Genomic DNA, 20,348 nt, shown 5'->3' with positions numbered 1-20,348 from the left:
TAGATTAACCCTCCACATTATGAATTTTTCTTATTCAGCAATTGATCAACATAATCTTCTTTGTTTGTTTGACGTGCACGTGCAATTGATAATGCTTTTGCTGGCACATCTTCTGTAATTGTAGAACCTGCCGCAACATAAGCACCATCTCGAACTGTTACAGGAGCAACAAGGTTTGAGTTACAACCAATAAACACACCATCGCCAATCACAGTTTTAAATTTATTCTTGCCATCGTAGTTTACTGTAATAGAACCACAGCCAAGATTTACATCTTCTCCCACCTCTGCATCACCAATATAGCTTAAGTGAGAAGCTTTACTTCTATTCCCGAAAACAGTCTTTTTAATTTCAACGAAGTTTCCAACACGAACTTCATTACCAATAACAGATTGCGGACGGATATGAGCGAACGGTCCAATTGCAACATCAATACCAATCTTACTATCATGAACAGTAGACTGACGAATTGTTGTATTATCGCCCACTTCACTATCACGTATGACTGTATGTGGTCCAACTTCACAATTTGATCCAATAACAGTATAACCTTCAATAATTGTTCCCGGATAAATAACCGTATCATTACCAATTTTTGCATCACCAGAAATATACGTGTTGTTCGGATCAATAATCGTAACACCATTTACCATGTGTTTACGGTTAATACGTTTTTTCATAATGTCTTCCGCTTGCGATAGAGCGACCCTGTCGTTAACTCCTAATGTTTCATCAAAATGCTCTGTTTGATAGGCAGATACAATATGACCTTCATTTTTCAAAATCTCAATTACATCTGGAAGGTAATATTCTCCCTGCACATTTTCATTGGAAACTTTAGAAAGGGAAGCAAATAGCGCTTTATTATCAAAACAATACGTACCTGTATTAATTTCTTTAATAGCTCGCTCTACTTCATTTGCATCTTTATGTTCAACAATTTTTTCAACATGACCATTTTCATTACGAACAATCCGACCATAACCAGCAGGCTCTTCTATATAGGCTGTTAATACCGTTGCCTTTGCACCTGCTTCTTCATGCTGCTTTAATAAAGCTTCCATTGTTTCTGCTGTAATAAGAGGTGTATCACCACAAATTACTAATGTTGTTCCTTCCTCGTTCCCCAGTGCATCAGCTGCTTGCATAACGGCATGCGCTGTTCCTAGCTGCTCTGTTTGCAATGCAAATTCACTTGCACTTCCTAATTGATCTTGTACCTTTTCAGCGCCGTGTCCAACAACCGTAACAAGTTTCTGCACTTCTAGCTGAGAGACTTGATCAACTACATGCTGTACCATCGGTTTCCCGCATACAGGATGTAGCACTTTGTATAAACTTGACTTCATACGTGTGCCTTTCCCTGCAGCAAGAATCACTGCAAATCTTTTTGACATATAGACCCTCCATCGCAACCTATTTATCCATTAAAGATATTATCCTAAATAACTATATATTTCAAGAAACACCTTATAACTATTAAATTTTACCATAACTTTTATACAATGTTTTAGTATTTCATATCTTTTTATGAAATAAGCTATACTATTCTCTTTTCATAAAAAATTGAGGCAACTATTATAGGGGCAAATTGAAAAAATGATATAAAAATCACTTTCTTTTTCAAGGAGAATACCTTGCCATATGCAAGTGTGAAAACAAAGGTAAAGAGGAAATGCAGATTAGTTGTTTCTGCATAGCAACGACTTATATGCTAAAAAATCAAAATCGATTTATATAATATATGAAAACAACAACAAACTCCTGTAAATGCTTACAGGAGTTTGCCAAAATTATAGAGCTCTTCTTTTAGAGCCCTTCTTATTCGAATTTTACGAAGCTCCAGCTTCTTCAAACTCAACTTCTTCTAACTCGCCTAAACGGTGATACTCAGTTAAAACCGCATCTTGAATCTTAGAACGAGTATTAGAATTAATTGGATGAGCAATATCACGGAACTCTCCATCTGGAGTACGTTTACTTGGCATTGCTACAAATAATCCATTATTGCCATCAATTACACGAATATCATGAACAACAAATTCATGGTCTAGTGTAATAGAAGCAATCGCTCGCATGCGGCCTTCTGTGTTTACGCGGCGTAATCTTACGTCAGTCACTTCCATCTTGTGTTCACCACCCTTTTTCTAAATAAGCGATATATTTCTATAAATTCCACAAATGTTCTATTTTTCCTTCAATTTTTCAAAAATTTTTAAGATAAAAATTTTTATATAAGTGAAATATATAAATAAATATAAGTTATCGCTTACAATTCCTTATTTTACAAGGGCGATAACTTCAATTTCAACAGATACATCTTTCGGTAATTTCACTACTTGTACACAAGAACGTGCTGGTTTATTTGTAGAAAAATATGTACTATATACTTCATTTACCGCATCAAAATCATTCATATCTTTTAAAAATACAGTTGTTTTTACCACTGTCTCAAACGATGCTCCCGCTTCTATTAATACTGCCTTTAAATTTTGAAACACTTGCTCTGTTTGCTCCTTTACATCCCCAGTCACAAGTTCACCATTTACTGTTAAAGGAATTTGTCCAGAACTGTAAAACATATTATTTACAATCATACCTTGTGAATATGGACCAATCACCTGCGGCGCTTCATTTGTTTGAACTACTTTCATCGTTTCTCACCCTTTTATATTTTTATCCTGCTTTTACAAGCTTCCCCTAACAAGAAACCTATTGTTTTAGCAGGTGGTAAGCCTCCAAGTTGGGAGCTTACCACCTGCTAAAACTTACTGCCCGTAAATAATATGACAAAGTACCCAACTGGTAAAAGCTTATTATCAATCAGTATAAAAAAAGATAAAGCAGTTGCTTTATCTTTTCCCCCGCTCTGACGAACAGTATCTTCTTTAAAACAATCTATGAAGAAGATTGTTTATCTTATTCAACTTCTACAATCATATCAGCAAATGGACTTAAAGAATAATTTCCTTTTTCCACTTGAATCGTCTTTTCTCTCACATCTACTTCAGACAAGCGAATTAACGAAACAAAGTTATCTACAAGTCTTTCCTCAATATCACTTGATTCCACTAAAACACCAATGCCAACAACATTTGCATTAAATTCCTCAAGCATACTCATCATACCTTGCACTGTTCCGCCAGCCTTCATAAAATCATCAATGATTAATACATTCGCACCTTCTAGAAGACTACGCTTTGCTAATGTCATCGTTTGAATACGCTTAGAAGAACCTGACACATAATTAATACTTACTGTTGGGCCTTCTGTTACTTTATTATCTTTTCTAGCAATTACGACTGGAACATTTAAATAATTGGCTACTGCATATGCTAAAGGAATCCCTTTTGTCGCAACTGTCATAACAGCGTCAATTGGCTGTCTTGCAAATACAGAAGCAAAAAGTCTTCCTGCACCATTAATGTAGCGCGGATTACTTAAAAGATCCGTCATATATAAATAACCACCCGGAAGAATACGATCAGGATTCTCAAATAATTTACAAAGCTCACTAATAATTTGCTTTGCTTCCTTCTGACTTATATATGGGATATATTTCACTCCTCCTGCTGCGCCTGGTACCGTTTGTAATGTGCCGACTCCTTGTTGTTCAAACGTTTGTTTAATAATAACTAAATCTTCACTAATAGAAGATTTAGCAGATTGATACCGTTCAGCAAAAAAAGTGAGAGAAACTAACTGACGAGGGTTTTGAAGCAAATAATAAGTCATATCGACTAACCTTGTACTTCGTCTAATTTTCATGCTCTCACCTCAAATTACGAATATTTTAAACAAATCATAACTTATTATACGCCTTTATTCAAGACCTTCTCGTTCTCCTAATAAACGAACTGCGTATACTTGATCACAAAATCCTTTTAAACCGTTATAAATACGGTGCATGCGTGAATCATGACGAACTAAACCAAAAACTGTTGGACCGCTACCACTCATTAAAACCGCATCTGCACCGAAACGTTTCATCTGAGCCTTAATATTTGCAACTTCAGGATGCATTGAAAATGTTACATCTTCTAATACATTGCCAACAGCATGACAAATTCCCTCATAGTCACCATTTTGAATCACTTCAACCATACGGTTTACATCTGGATGTGTTACACGATTTAATCGTAAATTCCCATATACGTCAGCTGTAGATACACCAATATGTGGTTTGGCCAAAATAACCCAGCAAGAAGGAGGTGTCTTAATATGTTCGATTTTCTCTCCACGACCTGTTGCAATGGCAGTTCCGCCATATACACAAAACGATACATCTGATCCAATCTCGGCACCTAATTCTGCAAGTTCATCAATTGTAAGTCCAAGATTCCATAATTGATTCAGACCTCTTAATGCTGCAGCTGCATCGCTGCTTCCACCTGCTAAGCCCGCTGCAACCGGAATCGTTTTTTCAATTGTAATAGATACTCCTCTTTTTACTTGAAAGCGTTCCTTTAACAATTTTGCCGCCTGATAAGCTAAATTTCTTTGGTCGTCTGGGACATAACGGTTATGAGATACAATTTCAATCCGGTCTTCAGATAACTCTGTTAGTTCTAACCGATCTGCTAAATCAATTGTTGTCATAATCATTTTAACTTCATGATAACCGTCCGGTCTTTTCCCTAGTACATCTAACGACAAATTAATTTTTGCTGGTGCTTTAACTAGTAGCTTCAATCTATTCACCTACTCTATGTACTCAATCTTTTATCGTTTATTTTACCATAAATTTATAGTAGAACGATGACACTTTCCTAATTATAACGAAAAGCATCAAGAATGAAACTACTTATACACTACGAATACAACTTTTTCGCGTGCAAAAAGCCGAGGAACATCTCCTCGGCTACCGTAGCATAGAAGTATCTTACTGTTACTGGTTTTGTTTCATCAATTGCTGCTCTGCAATTTCAATTGCACGTTTAACCATATTACCAGCATCTTTCGCACGAATTCCGCCCCATCCTTCTTTTTGCACGACATCATAAAATCCAAGCTCTTTTGCAAGCTCTTCTTTAAATTTATTTGACATGACTCCTCTTCGTCTACTCAACGCAAGTCCCCCTTTATCGCTACGGTACATTTAGTATGTGACACTACGAATTTCTTCAAATCCGGAAAATATATGTAATCAAACAGATCCCATCCTTAAACAGATTGTTCACCTAACATGATTTCATTATCTTGTGCATCATAAAACGTAAGCTCAACAGTCTCTGTTAATACGTCTGCATAACTATAAGAAACACGCTGAAATGTATCTTCTTGTTGATCAAGTTGAACTACAAAAACCGAACGGTATGTTTCTGCCAGCACACCAGATCGTTCTATCGTCTTCCTTCTTCCACTATTGGCTTTTAGCATAAGCCTCTGACCAAGATGATGGTCCAAAGCACTTTTAATTTCATCTAAACGTTTTGACATATCATGCTACACCTCGCTGTAATTGGGATGGAAAGTATAAAAATACAAGTTATACATATATAGTCTGTACGTTCTTATACTTTTTTATCCAAATCTCAAAAAGCGCATACATAAAAAGCAAGGCAAATGCTTACCTTGCTCACTCTTCATAATATTGAAAGGGCAATCCTGTTCGTAAAATTCCTTTTGTTTCAATTCCACCAAGCCCCTTCTCACCGGTTACTGTATTGCGTATTACATCCCAAACATTAACCCGTTCCATAAAAGAAGTAAAGCTCACTTTTGCTACAACATATACTGGATCTAATGCATGAATATTAATACGGGACGGAGAGCTTGCAAAATTTGCTCCAGCTCGAATAAGAGCTTCAAAATGCGATTGACATGCTCCAGCAAAAATAACAGGGTGATCTAATGAAGGATACTTTTTTCGTACTGTACGTACAGCCTGTACAAAATGCTTAGAATGACGATAAGCGGCTAAATTGCCCATTTCTCCTTTTGATTTTGTATAAGCATCATGTCCGGTAATCACTAAGATATCAGGACGAACATGCTCAATTAAATCTAGAACCTTGTCTTGCATCTCCGTTTCTTTACAATGAATTCCCTGTACAGGCACACCTATTTTCGTATATAGATCTAAGCATTTTCTTAAATATAAAGGATCCCCATCAAGATGGAGCACTTTACCTGGCATTTGAAAATAATTTACTTCATTTGCATAGCCGCCTGTTGACTGATATTCTTGGCGCTCTCTCATTAATACATAATCTTGTTGAAATAAACGATATGTCTTTTCCATTGTTTCTCGTTCCTGTTTCACTCTTTTCGTATAATCCCGTTGATCGACAAGAACTAAATCTTCTATTGGTGCATCTGCTACGAGCCGAAATTCTTCCCCAAACAAAATTGCTATCGTGTCTTTTATTTCTGTTACTCGAAAAAGAAGGTCGCGCTTATAAGACTTTCTCTCCACTAAATCTCCAACGTGTACAGCCATCCTTTTACCTCCAAACTCGTAGGGACATATAACTCACTACGTTCTGTTTTAGCCTATGAACTTATAGGAAAAAGGTGACAAAAAAGGCAGCTCAAAACGAGCTACCTTTTACATTTTATATAAAGTGAAACTTCCATCAGTGGGGGTCTTATTGCCCGTTAATGCGGGATAAAAATAAAGCGTTGCTTAACTTTGCAAACTCTTCAATTGATAATGTTTCGCCTCTTCGTTTCGGATCAATTTCAACTTCTGCTAATATACGTTCAAGTAATATTTTATCCTTTGGAAAACCATTTAAATTATTAGATAAATTATTCATTAATGTTTTACGTCGCTGTGCAAAGCTAGCACGCACTACTTCGAAGAAGAATGCTTCATCTTTTACTTCCACAAGTGGCTTTGGACGTCTTAGTAAACGAATAACTGCTGAATCTACATTTGGCTGTGGTACAAATACTGTACGCGGAACCGTCATCACCGTTTCTGGTTCTGTATAGTATTGAATGGCAATTGACAACGAACCATAATCTTTTGTTCCTGGACGAGCTGCTAAGCGATCTGCTACTTCTTTTTGCATCATCACAACAAAACCACGCACTGGTAATTGTTCTTCTAATAACTTAAATAAAATTGGCGTTGTCACATAGTATGGTAAGTTCGCTACTACCATTACATCTTGCCCTTCTTCAAACTGCTCTTGAAATACAGTATTTACATCAGCTTTTAAAATATCCTTATTAATTACCGTTACATTATTATAAGGCGCTAATGTCTCTTCTAAAATAGGTAAAAGACGTTGATCAATTTCAAACGCTACTACCTTCTTAGCACGTTTTGCCAGTTGTTCTGTTAATGCTCCAATACCAGGGCCAATCTCGATTGCCCCACTCTCAGATCCAACCTCCGCGTAATCTACAATCCGATTTAATACATTTGTATCAATTAAAAAGTTTTGTCCTAAACTCTTTTTAAATGAAAATCCATACTTTTCAACAATATCTTTTGTACGATTTGGCGTTGCGATATCTTTCATTTCTTTTCCTCCTGTAATACTTGCTTATACGCTTTTGCAAAATCCTGCTTTGAAATTTGAAACATTTGCAAACGTTTATGTAACTGTTTTGCATTTGTATAACCGATTTTTAATAGCTTACCCATTCGTTCTCTCCGGCTTTTTGCTTTTTCTCCACCAACAAGCCCCGCTTCTACTAAGTCAATCCAATGAATTTCGCTCGTGTACTCTTCCATCTCTCCATGTAAACTTTCCAAAGCGCGCCTAATAGATTCGTTAGAAGCATGCTCAATGCCAACACCCTTCTTTCGCTTTGCCAATGCTTCTTCTTTTGGTAAAAATGCGTGTTTACATCCTGGCACTTTCTCAGAAATAATTTTACGAATACGTTCTCCAGGGTAATCAGGGTCTGTAAAAATAATAACACCTCGTGTTTGTTGCGCCAATTTTACCTGTTCAATGACATGATCTCCAATTGCCGAACCGTTCGTTTCAATTGTATCTGCATCCACTGCACGCTTAATGGCAACCGTATCATCCTTACCTTCCACAACAATTATTTCTTTAATCTTCATAACTTCCTCCACACTCATTTCACATCTCTAATTAGTAAAACAAAAAAACGCCTACTTTTCCATTATTATTTTCCTAGTTGATACAATTTAAAAAGCAGAGGAGAAAAAGTTCCTCTGCTTACCATATTATTGTAACACTTTAATCTTTACTTGTTTTCTTCCCCAAGCATCTACCTGTGATTCTGTTGGCATAAGAACATCAATACGATACCCTTTAATTGCTCCGCCCGTGTCACCAGCAACTGCATATCCATATCCTTCTACCCATACCTTTGTTCCAAGAGGAATAATCCGTGGATCTACTGCAATTAATTTCATATTTGGATTTTCCTTATAATTATAACCACCCGCGCTTACACCTTGGCATCCACCACAATACGGTGAGTAAGCTGTTGCTTGCACAAAAAATTCGTTGGCAACTACACCTTCTGCATCATCTAAAATAGGCTTTTCTTCTTTTTTGCCAACAGCTACAATACGATTTTTTTCTTCTTGCACTATTTCTTCTTTCTGTAAGTTTCTTGAAACTTCATTTCCATCTTCTTTGATAACTGCAAATACTTTCTTCTTTTTTCCTTCTATTCCTTCTTGAATCACTTTTTCTGTTCCCTTAAGGAGTGAGGAATCTTCTTGTCTCACTTCAGTAAAGGGAATTGGCTCTTCCACTACATCGCTTACTTTTTCTACTCGAACCACTTTGACCTTCATATTTTGTTGCATCACTTCCTGTAAAGCCGGTTCTACTCTATCCATTTCGCTTAGTGATACTTGTCGTTCTTTCAAAAAGTTAGCGACAGTAGTCGAAGTTGACCATACTTGCTGTTCTTGACCGCCAACATATAATGTAACTGGGAATGCTTTTTGAATCATAATTTTTTGAGTGCCTTCTAACGATGTATGCAAACTAGGATATACTTTATCATGTTCACTAATTTCAATATGTTCTTCTACTAACAAATCTTTTACTGTTTTTGCTGTTGATTGTACTTGTTTCTCTTTTCCATCCACTATAATCGTAAATGGCTTCGCTTTTTCGACAATTACTTTCATTTCATCCTTAATTTTCGCAGAAATTGCTGGATATATATGATCTTTTGCTGCCACTTGAATCTTCTCTTCCTGCAACAACTCACTTACAGTATTCGCATGTGTATAAATTTCTTGTTTCTTTCCATCTACTTCAACAGTTATTTTATCTGTTGTTCCCGCATAAGCTACTGTCCCAACAGATCCTGAAATAATTAATGCACTCGTAAATCTTACTACTAATCTTTTGTTCACTTCTAACCTGGATAATAACTTTTTAGCATTTGCAATCAAAATAAAGTACCCTCCCTGTCTAGATCAGAATTATTAACTCTCATTCTCCTACTATTTCTAGTAGTGTTACTTATCTGAAGATAAACATAGGTGAAGGAAGAAAGAGAGGAGGAATACCTCCTCTACTTCTCATTATTGAATGCCGAATAGTTTTTTTGCATTTTCTGTTGTTTTGACCGCTACTTCTTCATAAGATAGCCCTTTTAATTTTGCAATTTCCTCCGCAACAAGCTTTACATAGCTTGGTTCATTTCGTTTTCCACGAAACGGATGAGGAGTTAAATAAGGACAATCTGTTTCAATTAAAAGTTGTTCCATTGGAATTTCCATCGCAACTTCTTTTGGTTTCTTTGCATTTTTAAAGGTTACTGGCCCGCCTAATGAAATTAGAAAATTCATCTCCACACACTGTTTTGCAACTTCAACACTGCCACTAAAACAATGCATGATTCCTCCTACTTCAGCTGCATTTTCTTCTTTCAAAATATCTACGATGTCTTGCGTTGCATCCCGATTATGTATAATAATTGGTAAATTAACCTTTCTTGCTAGCTTAATTTGTTTACGAAATACTTCTTTTTGCACTTCTTTCGGAGATTTGTCCCAATGATAATCTAAGCCCATTTCACCAAGTGCAACGACTTTCGGATGAGCCGCTAACTCTTCCAGCCATTTTAAATGTTCTTCTGTCATATCAATCGCATCAACGGGATGCCAACCAACAGCTGCATAAATAAAATCATATGTTTCTGCCAATTCAATTGCCTTTTTGATGGTCACTTCATCAAAACCAACTACAACTGTATAAGAAACACCTGCTTCTTTCATTCTTGCAATTACTTCCTGTAAATCCTCTTCAAATTGCTCTGCGTTTAAATGTGAATGTGTATCAAACAGCATAATAAGAACTCCTTTTATTTGAAATAAATTCTATCATAGGGGAAAATTACTTTCCTAACAGGACAATAACAACCATATTACAATTTTGATACAAAAAAGGGAAATTTAGAAAGATTTTCAACGAGAAAAAAGATGCTTCACAAATGTTACACGTGAAACATCTCTCATTTTGTCGTTATTACTTAATTTTTGTACCGCTTGGTAAGTTTTGATCGACTGTTGCTAATGACAACTTTCCATTTTCTTCGCCTGCCAAAATCATACCTTGTGATAATTCTCCACGTAATTTTACTGGTTTTAAATTTGTAACACAGATAACTTTCTTCCCTTTTAATTCTTCTGGAGAGTAAAATTTAGCAATTCCAGAGACAACTTGTCGTTTTTCTGTGCCTAAATCAAGTTGGATCTTTAACAGCTTATCTGCTTTTTTTACAGGTTCTGCATCTAGTACTTCTGCTACGCGTAAGTCTACTTTAAAGAAATCATCAATTGAAATTTCTTCTACCTCTGGCGCCGCTTCTTTCTTTCCTTCTACTTTTGGAGCAGATCCTTTCATTTGTTCTTTAATATATTCCACTTCTACTTCTACTTCTAAGCGTGGAAATACAGGTTGTCCTTTCACAACTTTTGTACCAACTGGAATGCAGCCAATTGTAGAAAGGCTATTCCAAGTTTTATATTCTTCATCTGTAATTCCAATTTGTTCAAAGATTTTCCCTGGTGTTTCTGTCAAGAATGGCATTAACAGAATTGCTATTTGACGCAGTGTTTCTGCAAGATGTGCCATAACAGAAGCCAGTTTCTCACAATCACTTTCATCTTTTGCTAATACCCATGGCTGTGTTTCGTCGATATATTTATTAGTACGGCTAACAAGTTGCCAAATTGTACTTAGTGCTACTGAAAACTCCATGTTTTCCATTGCATCTTCTACTTTTTGCAGTGTATCTTTTGCAAATGTTACTAAAGCTTCATCAAACTCTGTTACATTTTCTTTATAGGCTGGAATTTCTCCGTCAAAATATTTATCAATCATTGCTACTGTACGATTTAATAAATTTCCTAAATCATTTGCAAGATCAAAATTAATACGCTCAACAAATCCTTCTGGTGTAAATACACCATCTGATCCAAATGGTACTTCACGAAGTAGATAATAACGAAGTGCATCTAAACCATAACGATCAATTAACGTAACAGGATCTACTACATTCCCTTTTGATTTACTCATTTTTCCGTCTTTCATTAAAATCCAACCATGTGCAAATATTTTTTTCGGAAGTGGTAAATCAAGAGCCATTAAGATAATTGGCCAATAAATTGTATGGAAACGAACAATTTCTTTTCCTACTAAATGAACATCTGCCGGCCAATATTTTTTATACTTTTCTTCATTCTCCGTTCCGTACCCTAATGCCGTAATATAGTTAGATAATGCATCTACCCATACGTAAATAACATGCTTGGGGTTACCCGGTACACGAACACCCCAATCAAAAGAAGTACGAGAAACAGCTAAATCTTCTAATCCTGGTTTAATGAAATTATTAATCATTTCATTTTTACGTGATTCTGGTTGAATGAAGTGTGGATTATCTTCATAGAACTTTAATAGTCGATCTACATATTTCCCCATTCTAAAGAAGTAGGATTCTTCACGAACAAGCTCTACTTGGTGGCCACTATCTGGGCTCTTCCCGCCAACTATTTTTCCGTTCTCCATCACTGGATCAACAAGTTGATGCTCTGTATAAAACGTTTCATCTTGTACAGAATACCAACCTTCATATTCATCAAGATAAATATCACCTTGATCAACAAGTTGTTTAAAGATTTTTTCCACAACTTCTTTATGACGGTTTTCTGTTGTACGAATAAAATCGTCATAAGAAATATACATTTTACTCCACAGTTCTTTAATTCCCGCTACGATGTTGTCAACGTATGCCTGTGGTGTAACATTTAATTCTTCTGCTTTTTTTTGAATCTTTTGTCCGTGTTCATCAGTGCCTGTTAAGTAGTACACATCGTATCCCTGCATACGTTTATAGCGCGCCATTGCATCTCCCGCTACTGTCGTATAAGCATGTCCAATGTGAAGCTTTCCACTCGGATAATAAATCGGAGTTGTAATGTAAAAGGTCTTATTTTCCTCTGTCATTATTTTAAACCTCCCAAATGACCTCATATGTATTTATAAACAGTATATCAAAAACTTACGTATAAAGACGAGTGTATGTGCTATATCTTTATCATCTATTACTCATATCAATAAAAAATATACATTTCTATATTCCGACACTAGTAATAAAATTCTAAGAATAAAATAAATCTCTCTATACATCTATTATTTTTTAGTATATATAATAAATAGATGCGAAAATCTACAAAACTTTTATAAATTTTATAATTAAAGAATTGACGGAAATGTAAATGATTGGTATCATAGGTTCATAGGGTATTTTGTCGAAAAATGGCGAATTAAAATAGACTTGCAGAATATGAGGAGGAAAAACAAATATGAAATCTACTGGTATCGTTCGTAAAGTTGATGAATTAGGCCGCGTTGTAATTCCAATTGAATTACGTCGTACACTAGGTATTGCAGAAAAGGATGCTCTTGAAATCTACGTTGATGATGAAAAAATCATCTTAAAAAAATATAAACCAAACATGACTTGCCAAGTAACTGGTGAAGTTTCTGATAGTAACCTTTCATTAGCTGAAGGTAAAATCATTTTAAGCCCAGAAGGCGCAGAGCAAATCTTAAATGAATTACAACAATTTATCGCAGCAGCAAAATAAAGCTTCTCTAATAGAGAAGCTTTATTTTTTTTCAACATGATATGCTTGATATACGTCTCTTTTCGACATATTTCGATCCTTTGTAACAATTTTAATTGCTTCTTTAGAAGAAAGGCCTTTCTCCTTTATGTAGTATTCGACATGTTCTTCAACTGTTAATGATTCCCACCATGCCTCTTCACTAATTGCTTCTTCTGTAGAACCTTCTACTAAAACACAAAATTCTCCGCGCACTTCATTTTCCTTTGCCCAATGAATGACTTCTTCTAAAGAACCATGAATAAATTCTTCAAATTTCTTCGTAAGCTCACGACATAATACAACGCTTCTATTCCCTAATACATCTTTCATAGAGACTAATGTTTCTCCTAATCGATGCGGTGCCTCATAAAACATCATTGTATCTGGAATATAACGTAGCTTCTCTAATTCTGCTTTACGTTCTTTTTTATGACGCTGTAAAAACCCATAGAAATAAAAGTGTTTTGTTTCTAATCCTGATGCAATTAACGCTGTAAGTGCGGCATTTGCCCCAGGAAGAGGTACAACTGAGTACCGCTCTGCTACTGCTTGCACAACAATGTCATAGCCAGGATCTGAGATACATGGCATACCTGCATCACTGACAAGTGCTACCGTTTTCCCTTGTTCTAACATATCTAAAATTTTTTGCCCGCTCACTTCTTTATTATGTTCATGGTAACTCATTACTGGTGTTTCAATTTCAAAGTAATTGCACAGCTTTTTCGTTTGCCTTGTATCTTCCGCTGCAATAAAGTCTGCTTCTTTTAACATACGAATTGCACGAAATGTCATATCTTCCAAATTTCCAATTGGAGTTGGAACTAAATATAATGTTCCTCTTTCATTCATCTGAAAACTTTTTTGCTGCCACATAATAATCTCCTTTTTGTATATACTCATCTTTTTGTTTCCGTTTTAGTTGCTTGAAACGATATTCTGCCTGCATCGCAGTTCTTTTTTCTTCATAAGTTTCAAAATATTTTAATATAACAGGACGTCTTGCTCTTGTATAACGTGCTCCTTTTCCACTATTATGGGCCTTAATTCGCTTCTCTAGATGGTTTGTATATCCTGCATAGTAGCTTCCATCGGCACATTCAACAACATAAAAATAATGTTTATTCTGCTCCATATAAAATTTCATTCATTTCCTTCGTATATTTATTATTATCTTCATATACAAAAAGAGGTGGCAAAATTTTTAAATCTGCATTCCCATCTTTAATACCCTCAATTAATAATGTATTAGCTTCTTTACCTGCTTTTGGATACACAAATTGGAGGCGCTTTGGCTCAATCTTATATTTTCTCATAAGCGTTACAATATCAAGCAAACGACCAGGTCGATGTACAAAAGCAACTTTTCCTCCTTGCTTAACAAGTTGGCTGCTAACACGTACAACATCTTCTAGTGTACACATAATTTCATGACGAGCGATTGCTAAATGTTCATTTAAATTTTGCTCAGATGGTTTTGGCGTTTGAAAGTATGGTGGATTGCATGTAACAACATCAAATTGATGTCGTCCCAATTGCTCCGGCATATGCTTTAAATCGCCATGAATAAGCTGTATTCTCTCCTCTAAATCATTATATTGAACACTTCTAACACCCATATTGTAAATACGCTCTTGTATTTCAACTCCCGTAATCTTCCCCTTCGTACGGGAACTTAATAAAAGAGGAATCACTGCATTACCAGTACACAAATCTAATATATTTCCTTTCTGAATGGGCACCCACGCAAAGTTTGCCAATAATACTGCATCTAATGAAAAATTAAATACTGACGGACTTTGAATAATTTTCATATCTTTTGATAGTAAATAATCTAAACGTTCATCTCCATACAACTGCATGTCTTTCTTCCTTCCTTATCTCATTCAAGCTTTATTTTAGCAAACGTTAAGACAATCTGGGCTACGCTCATAACAGTCTAACGTCCATTACTTCTATTTTGATTATATGTACAAAAAATTACCTTTCCAATTTATTGGAAAGGTAATTTTATTTTTTATTTAAAAATGATAAACAGAATAAACAATCCCCTTCTTTACGTACACTTCCATAATGCAAATTGCAAATATGAAAACCTTCTTGATACAGGCGTGCTAAATTATCATATCCTTCACCGATATCTATTTTAGGCTTTATTTCTTTTCGCTTATTCGACTTCTGTTTCTGCTTATTCTGAACTTCTTCAAAACGCTTCCGCAAATTTTCATTTTCCATTTTAATATGTTGGTTTTCTTCAAGTAGCTCTGCGAGATGCTGCTTTAACTCTCCCAACTGTTTATAGAGATATCCAATTTGCTCTTCCATACTGGAAACCGCTGCAAAAATATCTTTTTTCTCCACAAGCACCCACCTCATTAATCTGTGGTTTGACTCGAAACGACCCCTTTATTCATTAATTCATCTAACGTATATTCTACTATCCGTTCCTTGTCTACTAACTCCACTTGAATTAATCTTTCTAAAATATTTAATCCGATTACACGACCAAGACCATTCGGTGTTTGTATCTTCTCATCTAAATCTGGAAGTTGCTCTTTTGCTGCCTCATATTCATCATTTTCATACTTTAAACAACACATCAATCGCCCACATAATCCTGAAATTTTCGCAGGATTTAATGATAAATTTTGATCTTTTGCCATTTTTATGGATACAGGTTCAAAATCTCCTAAAAAAGTAGAACAGCAAAGCATTCGGCCACATGGACCAATACCACCTAGCATTTTTGCTTCATCACGAACACCAATTTGTCTTAATTCGATTCTTGTCCGAAAAATAGCCGCCAAATCTTTTACAAGCTCGCGAAAATCAATGCGACCGTCTGCCGTAAAATAAAAAATAACCTTATTACGATCAAATGTATATTCCACGTCAACAAGCTTCATATCAAGATCATGCTCGATTACTTTCTCCTGACAAACTTGATATGCTTCTTTTGCTGCACGTTTATTTTCCTCAACAATTGTACGGTCAGTTTCATTTGCAATCCGAATAACTTTCTTTAGTGGTAGTACAACATCATTTTCATCGACTTGTTTCTTCGTGATAACAACTTTCCCATATTCGATTCCCCGTACTGTCTCCACGATTGCAAATTCATTTTCTGAGATATCAAATTGATTTGGGTCAAAGTAATACACTTTTCCGGCCTTCTTAAATCGAACACCTACTACATCATACAAACGGTCATCCCTCCTGCAACCGCAACACTAACTGCTCGAACACAAGCTGCGCATTTACATTAGCGTTGATTCTATTTTTTGCTTCTAATATACTGAAAAGAGCCGATACAATGCGCTTTTGAGAATAGGAAAAAGATTGAAATAACTCCTTTTGGTCTTGAAAAACGAGACGCTCTTCTTCTTCCAATTGAACATATAATAAATCCTTATAAATAAGGAGCAACATATCTAATCCTAGCTGTAGTTGTTCTTTCTCTCCAAAATGCTTCACCCACTTCTCCTGTACAAAAAAAAGAGACGTGGCATCTTTCTCTAGGGCTTCACATAATTTTATCACTAAAGTTCGTGCTTGTGCAAACCATTCATCATTACAAAACGATAGTGCCTCATCAAAACTATTTGTAAGTTCCGCTGCAAGATTCCCTAAAGAAATACTTATTTTTTCACTTTCTAAACGGTTAACCAAAGCACTTTTCGGAAGCGGTCTAAATGTGACAATTTGACAGCGGGATAAAATAGTACTTAAAATTTGATGACTTTGCTCAGTTAACAAAATTGCCGCTGTGTCACTACTTGGTTCTTCTAAAAATTTAAGCAGCGTATTTGCAGCATTTGTTGTCATCTTATCGGCATGCTCAATAATATATATTTTTTTAGTTGCTTCTAGACCTGTTTTTGAAAACTCTTCTTGTAATTCATGAATTTGCTGTTTCTTAATGGATAGACCATCTGGTGCAACAATATATACGTTTGGATGATTGCCCGAATTAATGCGTCGGCAATTCGTACATGTATGGCAAGGTTCTACTCCATTTCGTTGTAAACAAAGAAAGCTTTTCGCCATTTGCATAGCTGTTTCTAGTTTACCTGTTCCTTTTGGCCCTTCTAACAAATAAGCGTGGGATATACGCTCTTTTGCAATACTATTCATTAACATTTTTACAACAATGGGTTGTATTAGAGACAGTTGTTCCCACGTCTTCGTCATATTCCATACCTCACTTTTTATACTTTCTTCTATTATAACAATTTTTGTTCAATAAGCTGAGTAACTTCTTCTACAACAGCTTCCATTGGTTGATCTGCATTTACAACGACGATGCGATCTGCAAATCGATCTACTAATTGTAAATATCCTTCACGAACACGTTCATGAAATTCCATGCTTTCTAAATCTAAACGATTCACTTCTCTATTACCATCTTTTTTAATGCGCGCTAAGCCAACCCCTGGTTCGATATCCAAATAGATTGTAATATCCGGCATACAATCTTCTGTCGCAAAACGATTAATTTCAAATACCTTATCAACGCCAAGGCCCCTTGCATATCCTTGATAAGCAAGAGAACTATCTATAAAACGATCACATATTACAATATAATTGTCTTCTAAAGCTGGCATGACCTTCTCTACTAAATGTTGTCTGCGTGCTGCAGCATATAATAATGCTTCTGTACGTGCTTCCATCATTGTATGCTCTTTTTTATGTAAAATGGTACGAATTTCCTCTGAAATCACAATCCCGCCCGGTTCGCGTGTTACCACTACTTTTTGTTTCTTCTTCTCGAAGTACGGCAATAATTTTGTAATTAATGTAGATTTTCCTGATCCTTCTGGCCCTTCAATCGTTACAAACAATCCCTTCATCCATAAAACCTTCTTTCTCTATATATCGTATACAGTAATATTTTTTATATTTCCTTGAAAACGTGCACCAGTCTCTTCTAAACCAGAAATTTGATTTATATGCTCTAATGTAATTTCCTCTCCATACATGACTAGAGGAATCCCTGGTGGATAAGGTATAATCATATCGGCCGCAATCATGCCTAACGCCTCGCGTAATGGCACAACTTTTTTCTTATATTTTTCCAACTGTTTATATGTAAATGACAAAGAAGATAAATTATCCTTATAAGGATAATTTATATGGGGCTTACTATCTTCTACATCGTATGAGCATAGTACATCTTGTATCTTATCAATCACTTGTATATAATCTTCATTTACTTGGAGCGGTAAAATAAGTAAAACATTATATGGATCTGCCATTTCAACATAGATACCTATCTCTTCAAATAGACGTTGTAATTCATATCCAGAGAGCTTACAGCGTGTTTGCACTGTTACTTTTAATGCATCTTGTATTGGATAGTCTAAAACAGCAAGTTGTGGAATACGATTTAATTTCTCGCGAAACCGCTGAGTAAACGCGGCAATCTCCTTTCCTCCCTCTTCTCTTATCTTCGCTAATACAAAACGAGCTATATCTAGTGAAACCATTATTGGATAAGAAGGACTACTAGATTGCAACATATTTAAATAAAAAGAAACTTTTTCTTCATCAACAAGCGAACTATTTACGTGTAAGTATGAACCCATTGTCATTGCTGGTAATGTTTTATGTGCCGAATGAACAACAATATCAGCCCCATACGCAAGCGCTGATGTTGGAAAAGGCTCCCCGATACAAAAATGCGCTCCATGTGCCTCATCTACTAAAACAGGAATGCCATTTTTATGCGCTAATGCAATACTCTTTTCTAAATCTACACCCACACCATAATAGTTTGGATGCGTTAAAATAAGAGCTTTCGTTTGTGGATATTGCAAAATTGCATCTTCAATCGTTTCATACGGGACACCAACTGGTACACCAGATTTTTCATCAATCCATGGCTCCAGAAAGACAGGACGCGCCCCAGTCAATTTAAGTCCATTTATAATCGATTTATGAGCGTTTCTTTGTACAAGAACTGTATCATGTTCATTACAGCACGCTAACAACATAGCTAAATTCCCAACAGTTGAACCATTAATTAAAAAATGACTTTTTTGTACTGCATATAGATCCGCTAATAAACACTGTGCTTCTTCTATACATTCAAATGGACCATGAAGATCATCAAGTCCAGTAAGTTCTGTTACATCAATAGAAAGTATATCATGAAAATACTTTTGTGCTTCGTGTGGAAAATTTGTTCCATTTTTATGCCCCGGAACATGAAAGGATATAGGTTTCTTACTTGCAAAGGTCTTTAATGCTTCATATAAGGGCATTTTTCTTTGATCCATATTCACTCTTCCTTACTATTCATTCTCTCTATATTATACAGAGATTTTCACAAAAAAAAATAATAGGCAACTGCGCCTATTTTTCAATATAACTCCATTTTTATTTTTCAACATATAAGTTGCTGCTATACAGAAAAAAATGACCTGCACTCATTTTTTCAATTTGTATTTTTCTAAGGTAATACTTGTATTTTTCGCAGTTGCTGTAAATAAAACATATACTTTGGATCATTTGTATTTGTGTCTATCATTTCTCGTTCACATGATTCACATATGAAACTCGTATACAAATGAATTCCACTATCCTTTTTATGTTCACATACAATACAAACTTCTTCTTTTGCTGCGACATATCCCATATATTCGCCTATTTATCGTATTCTATCTAACCATTACTATATAAAATTAGACCAACGATAAATAAACTATTCCTCCCCTCTATACGAAATGGCAATATACATCTATAAGCGTTAACAATTTTTAAAAATATATACATCCTTTATACTTTTAGTGTATGAATCATTTCTAGGCGAAGTGTCTGTCTGATGCTTAGTTGAGCTTGCAATCTCAAAATAACGCACTTAATAAAGTGAAACTTCCATCAGTGGAGAGTTTTTCCATCTCCCACTGATGGAAAGCTCGCCCAATCGAGCACATGCCTGCAGTTATCCCCCACCTATCTTCTTTAGAAAAGCGGAAGTGGCTCGTCCAGAATGTGAGGGAGGATGGAGCTTCTGACGTAGAGGTGTTTTTTACCTCGTAGGAAGAAGCAAAGCCACCGAACATTCTAGCCACTGGAACTGGACAATACTCTCTCTCAATCTTGAGGTGGGGGTCTTACTACCCACGAATAGCGGGATACAAAACACAAAAAAGACGAGTCCATTGACTCGTCTTTCGTTTGCCTGGCAACGTCCTACTCTCACAGGGACAAAGTCCCAACTACCATCGGCGCTAGAGAGCTTAACTTCCGTGTTCGGTATGGGAACGGGTGT

Annotated in this window: 23 protein-coding genes and 1 rRNA gene; 1 reads left to right on the top strand and 23 read right to left on the bottom strand. The window is 35.7% G+C overall.

The features are described 5' to 3' along the window. Window positions 1–17: 17 nt before the first annotated feature. From glmU to metG, 13 genes are all read right to left on the bottom strand, one after another. Window positions 18–1,397 carry a bifunctional UDP-N-acetylglucosamine diphosphorylase/glucosamine-1-phosphate N-acetyltransferase GlmU gene (glmU, locus tag ACIGHG_RS23780; RefSeq protein ID WP_090918122.1) on the bottom strand — a complete coding sequence of 460 codons (1,380 nt, stop codon included), beginning with the start codon at window positions 1,395–1,397 and terminating at the stop codon, window positions 18–20. A gap of 435 nt (window positions 1,398–1,832) precedes the next feature. Next, window positions 1,833–2,126, bottom strand: a complete 294-nt coding sequence (gene spoVG, locus ACIGHG_RS23775) for a septation regulator SpoVG (protein ID WP_000454042.1) — start codon at window positions 2,124–2,126, stop codon at window positions 1,833–1,835. A gap of 153 nt (window positions 2,127–2,279) precedes the next feature. Beyond that, entirely contained in the window at window positions 2,280–2,654 is a 375-nt protein-coding gene (locus tag ACIGHG_RS23770; protein ID WP_090918119.1) for a RidA family protein, read from the bottom strand. A gap of 265 nt (window positions 2,655–2,919) precedes the next feature. After that, window positions 2,920–3,768: a pur operon repressor gene (gene purR, locus ACIGHG_RS23765; RefSeq protein WP_396550896.1), complete on the bottom strand. Its 849-nt coding sequence runs from the start codon at window positions 3,766–3,768 to the stop codon at window positions 2,920–2,922. Between the two features lie 54 nt (window positions 3,769–3,822). Then, window positions 3,823–4,692, bottom strand: coding sequence for a 4-(cytidine 5'-diphospho)-2-C-methyl-D-erythritol kinase (ispE, locus tag ACIGHG_RS23760; RefSeq protein WP_336474500.1), 870 nt, complete (start codon window positions 4,690–4,692; stop codon window positions 3,823–3,825). Between the two features lie 196 nt (window positions 4,693–4,888). Continuing rightward, entirely contained in the window at window positions 4,889–5,068 is a 180-nt protein-coding gene (gene sspF / locus ACIGHG_RS23755; RefSeq protein WP_090918113.1) for an acid-soluble spore protein SspF, read from the bottom strand. Between the two features lie 95 nt (window positions 5,069–5,163). Next, the gene (veg, locus tag ACIGHG_RS23750; RefSeq protein ID WP_035433605.1) at window positions 5,164–5,439 is read right to left on the bottom strand and encodes a biofilm formation stimulator Veg; all 276 of its coding nucleotides are present in this window, start codon (window positions 5,437–5,439) and stop codon (window positions 5,164–5,166) included. A gap of 139 nt (window positions 5,440–5,578) precedes the next feature. Further along, window positions 5,579–6,442 (bottom strand): sporulation peptidase YabG, encoded by an 864-nt coding sequence (gene yabG / locus ACIGHG_RS23745; RefSeq protein WP_090918109.1) that lies wholly within the window; start codon window positions 6,440–6,442, stop codon window positions 5,579–5,581. A gap of 148 nt (window positions 6,443–6,590) precedes the next feature. Then, complete coding sequence (gene rsmA, locus ACIGHG_RS23740; RefSeq protein ID WP_336474499.1) at window positions 6,591–7,475, bottom strand: 16S rRNA (adenine(1518)-N(6)/adenine(1519)-N(6))-dimethyltransferase RsmA; 885 nt, start codon at window positions 7,473–7,475, stop codon at window positions 6,591–6,593. Further along, window positions 7,472–8,029: a ribonuclease M5 gene (gene rnmV, locus ACIGHG_RS23735; RefSeq protein WP_035433610.1), complete on the bottom strand. Its 558-nt coding sequence runs from the start codon at window positions 8,027–8,029 to the stop codon at window positions 7,472–7,474. Before rnmV ends, rsmA begins: the two co-directional genes overlap by 4 nt. 126 nt (window positions 8,030–8,155) lie before the next feature. Next, a complete protein-coding gene (locus tag ACIGHG_RS23730; RefSeq protein ID WP_336474498.1) occupies window positions 8,156–9,349 on the bottom strand; it encodes a resuscitation-promoting factor in 1,194 nt (397 codons plus the stop codon). A 132-nt stretch (window positions 9,350–9,481) separates the two neighbouring features. Continuing rightward, complete coding sequence (locus ACIGHG_RS23725) at window positions 9,482–10,249, bottom strand: TatD family hydrolase (RefSeq protein WP_090918102.1); 768 nt, start codon at window positions 10,247–10,249, stop codon at window positions 9,482–9,484. A 178-nt stretch (window positions 10,250–10,427) separates the two neighbouring features. After that, complete coding sequence (metG, locus tag ACIGHG_RS23720; protein ID WP_396550891.1) at window positions 10,428–12,410, bottom strand: methionine--tRNA ligase; 1,983 nt, start codon at window positions 12,408–12,410, stop codon at window positions 10,428–10,430. A gap of 359 nt (window positions 12,411–12,769) precedes the next feature. Here metG and ACIGHG_RS23715 point away from each other — a divergent pair, with 359 nt between their 5' ends. After that, the gene (locus tag ACIGHG_RS23715; RefSeq protein WP_020062162.1) at window positions 12,770–13,054 is read left to right on the top strand and encodes a transition state genes transcriptional regulator AbrB; all 285 of its coding nucleotides are present in this window, start codon (window positions 12,770–12,772) and stop codon (window positions 13,052–13,054) included. A 21-nt stretch (window positions 13,055–13,075) separates the two neighbouring features. Here the strand turns inward: ACIGHG_RS23715 and rsmI are convergent, their stop codons facing one another. The 10 genes from rsmI to rrf all read right to left on the bottom strand — a co-directional run. After that, the gene (rsmI, locus tag ACIGHG_RS23710; RefSeq protein ID WP_396550889.1) at window positions 13,076–13,951 is read right to left on the bottom strand and encodes a 16S rRNA (cytidine(1402)-2'-O)-methyltransferase; all 876 of its coding nucleotides are present in this window, start codon (window positions 13,949–13,951) and stop codon (window positions 13,076–13,078) included. Continuing rightward, window positions 13,920–14,210 carry a GIY-YIG nuclease family protein gene (locus ACIGHG_RS23705; protein ID WP_090918170.1) on the bottom strand — a complete coding sequence of 97 codons (291 nt, stop codon included), beginning with the start codon at window positions 14,208–14,210 and terminating at the stop codon, window positions 13,920–13,922. Before ACIGHG_RS23705 ends, rsmI begins: the two co-directional genes overlap by 32 nt. Continuing rightward, window positions 14,197–14,937, bottom strand: a complete 741-nt coding sequence (locus tag ACIGHG_RS23700) for a tRNA1(Val) (adenine(37)-N6)-methyltransferase (protein ID WP_090918097.1) — start codon at window positions 14,935–14,937, stop codon at window positions 14,197–14,199. The genes ACIGHG_RS23705 and ACIGHG_RS23700 overlap by 14 nt, the downstream gene beginning before the upstream one ends. Before the next feature lie 148 nt (window positions 14,938–15,085). After that, window positions 15,086–15,436, bottom strand: coding sequence for a DNA replication initiation control protein YabA (yabA, locus tag ACIGHG_RS23695; RefSeq protein ID WP_336474496.1), 351 nt, complete (start codon window positions 15,434–15,436; stop codon window positions 15,086–15,088). Window positions 15,437–15,450: 14 nt separating this feature from the next. Further along, entirely contained in the window at window positions 15,451–16,278 is an 828-nt protein-coding gene (locus ACIGHG_RS23690; protein ID WP_090918094.1) for a PSP1 domain-containing protein, read from the bottom strand. A 4-nt stretch (window positions 16,279–16,282) separates the two neighbouring features. After that, window positions 16,283–17,266: a DNA polymerase III subunit delta' gene (gene holB, locus ACIGHG_RS23685; protein WP_336474495.1), complete on the bottom strand. Its 984-nt coding sequence runs from the start codon at window positions 17,264–17,266 to the stop codon at window positions 16,283–16,285. A 32-nt stretch (window positions 17,267–17,298) separates the two neighbouring features. Then, window positions 17,299–17,925, bottom strand: coding sequence for a dTMP kinase (gene tmk / locus ACIGHG_RS23680; RefSeq protein ID WP_396550886.1), 627 nt, complete (start codon window positions 17,923–17,925; stop codon window positions 17,299–17,301). 18 nt (window positions 17,926–17,943) lie between these two features. Next, window positions 17,944–19,353, bottom strand: a complete 1,410-nt coding sequence (locus ACIGHG_RS23675) for an aminotransferase class I/II-fold pyridoxal phosphate-dependent enzyme (RefSeq protein WP_336474494.1) — start codon at window positions 19,351–19,353, stop codon at window positions 17,944–17,946. 173 nt (window positions 19,354–19,526) lie between these two features. Next, on the bottom strand, window positions 19,527–19,712 hold the full coding sequence (locus ACIGHG_RS23670; RefSeq protein ID WP_336474493.1) for a sigma factor G inhibitor Gin: 186 nt from the start codon (window positions 19,710–19,712) through the stop codon (window positions 19,527–19,529). 544 nt (window positions 19,713–20,256) lie between these two features. Next, a 5S ribosomal RNA gene (gene rrf / locus ACIGHG_RS23665) occupies window positions 20,257–20,348 on the bottom strand; the annotation flags it as partial.

The organism is Bacillus sp. NPDC077411 (genome assembly GCF_044543425.1).
In the GTDB taxonomy this organism is placed as follows: domain Bacteria; phylum Bacillota; class Bacilli; order Bacillales; family Bacillaceae_G; genus Bacillus_A; species Bacillus_A bruguierae.
Note: the sequence above shows the minus strand (reverse complement) of the source record. Positions and strands in the feature narration are given on the sequence as shown.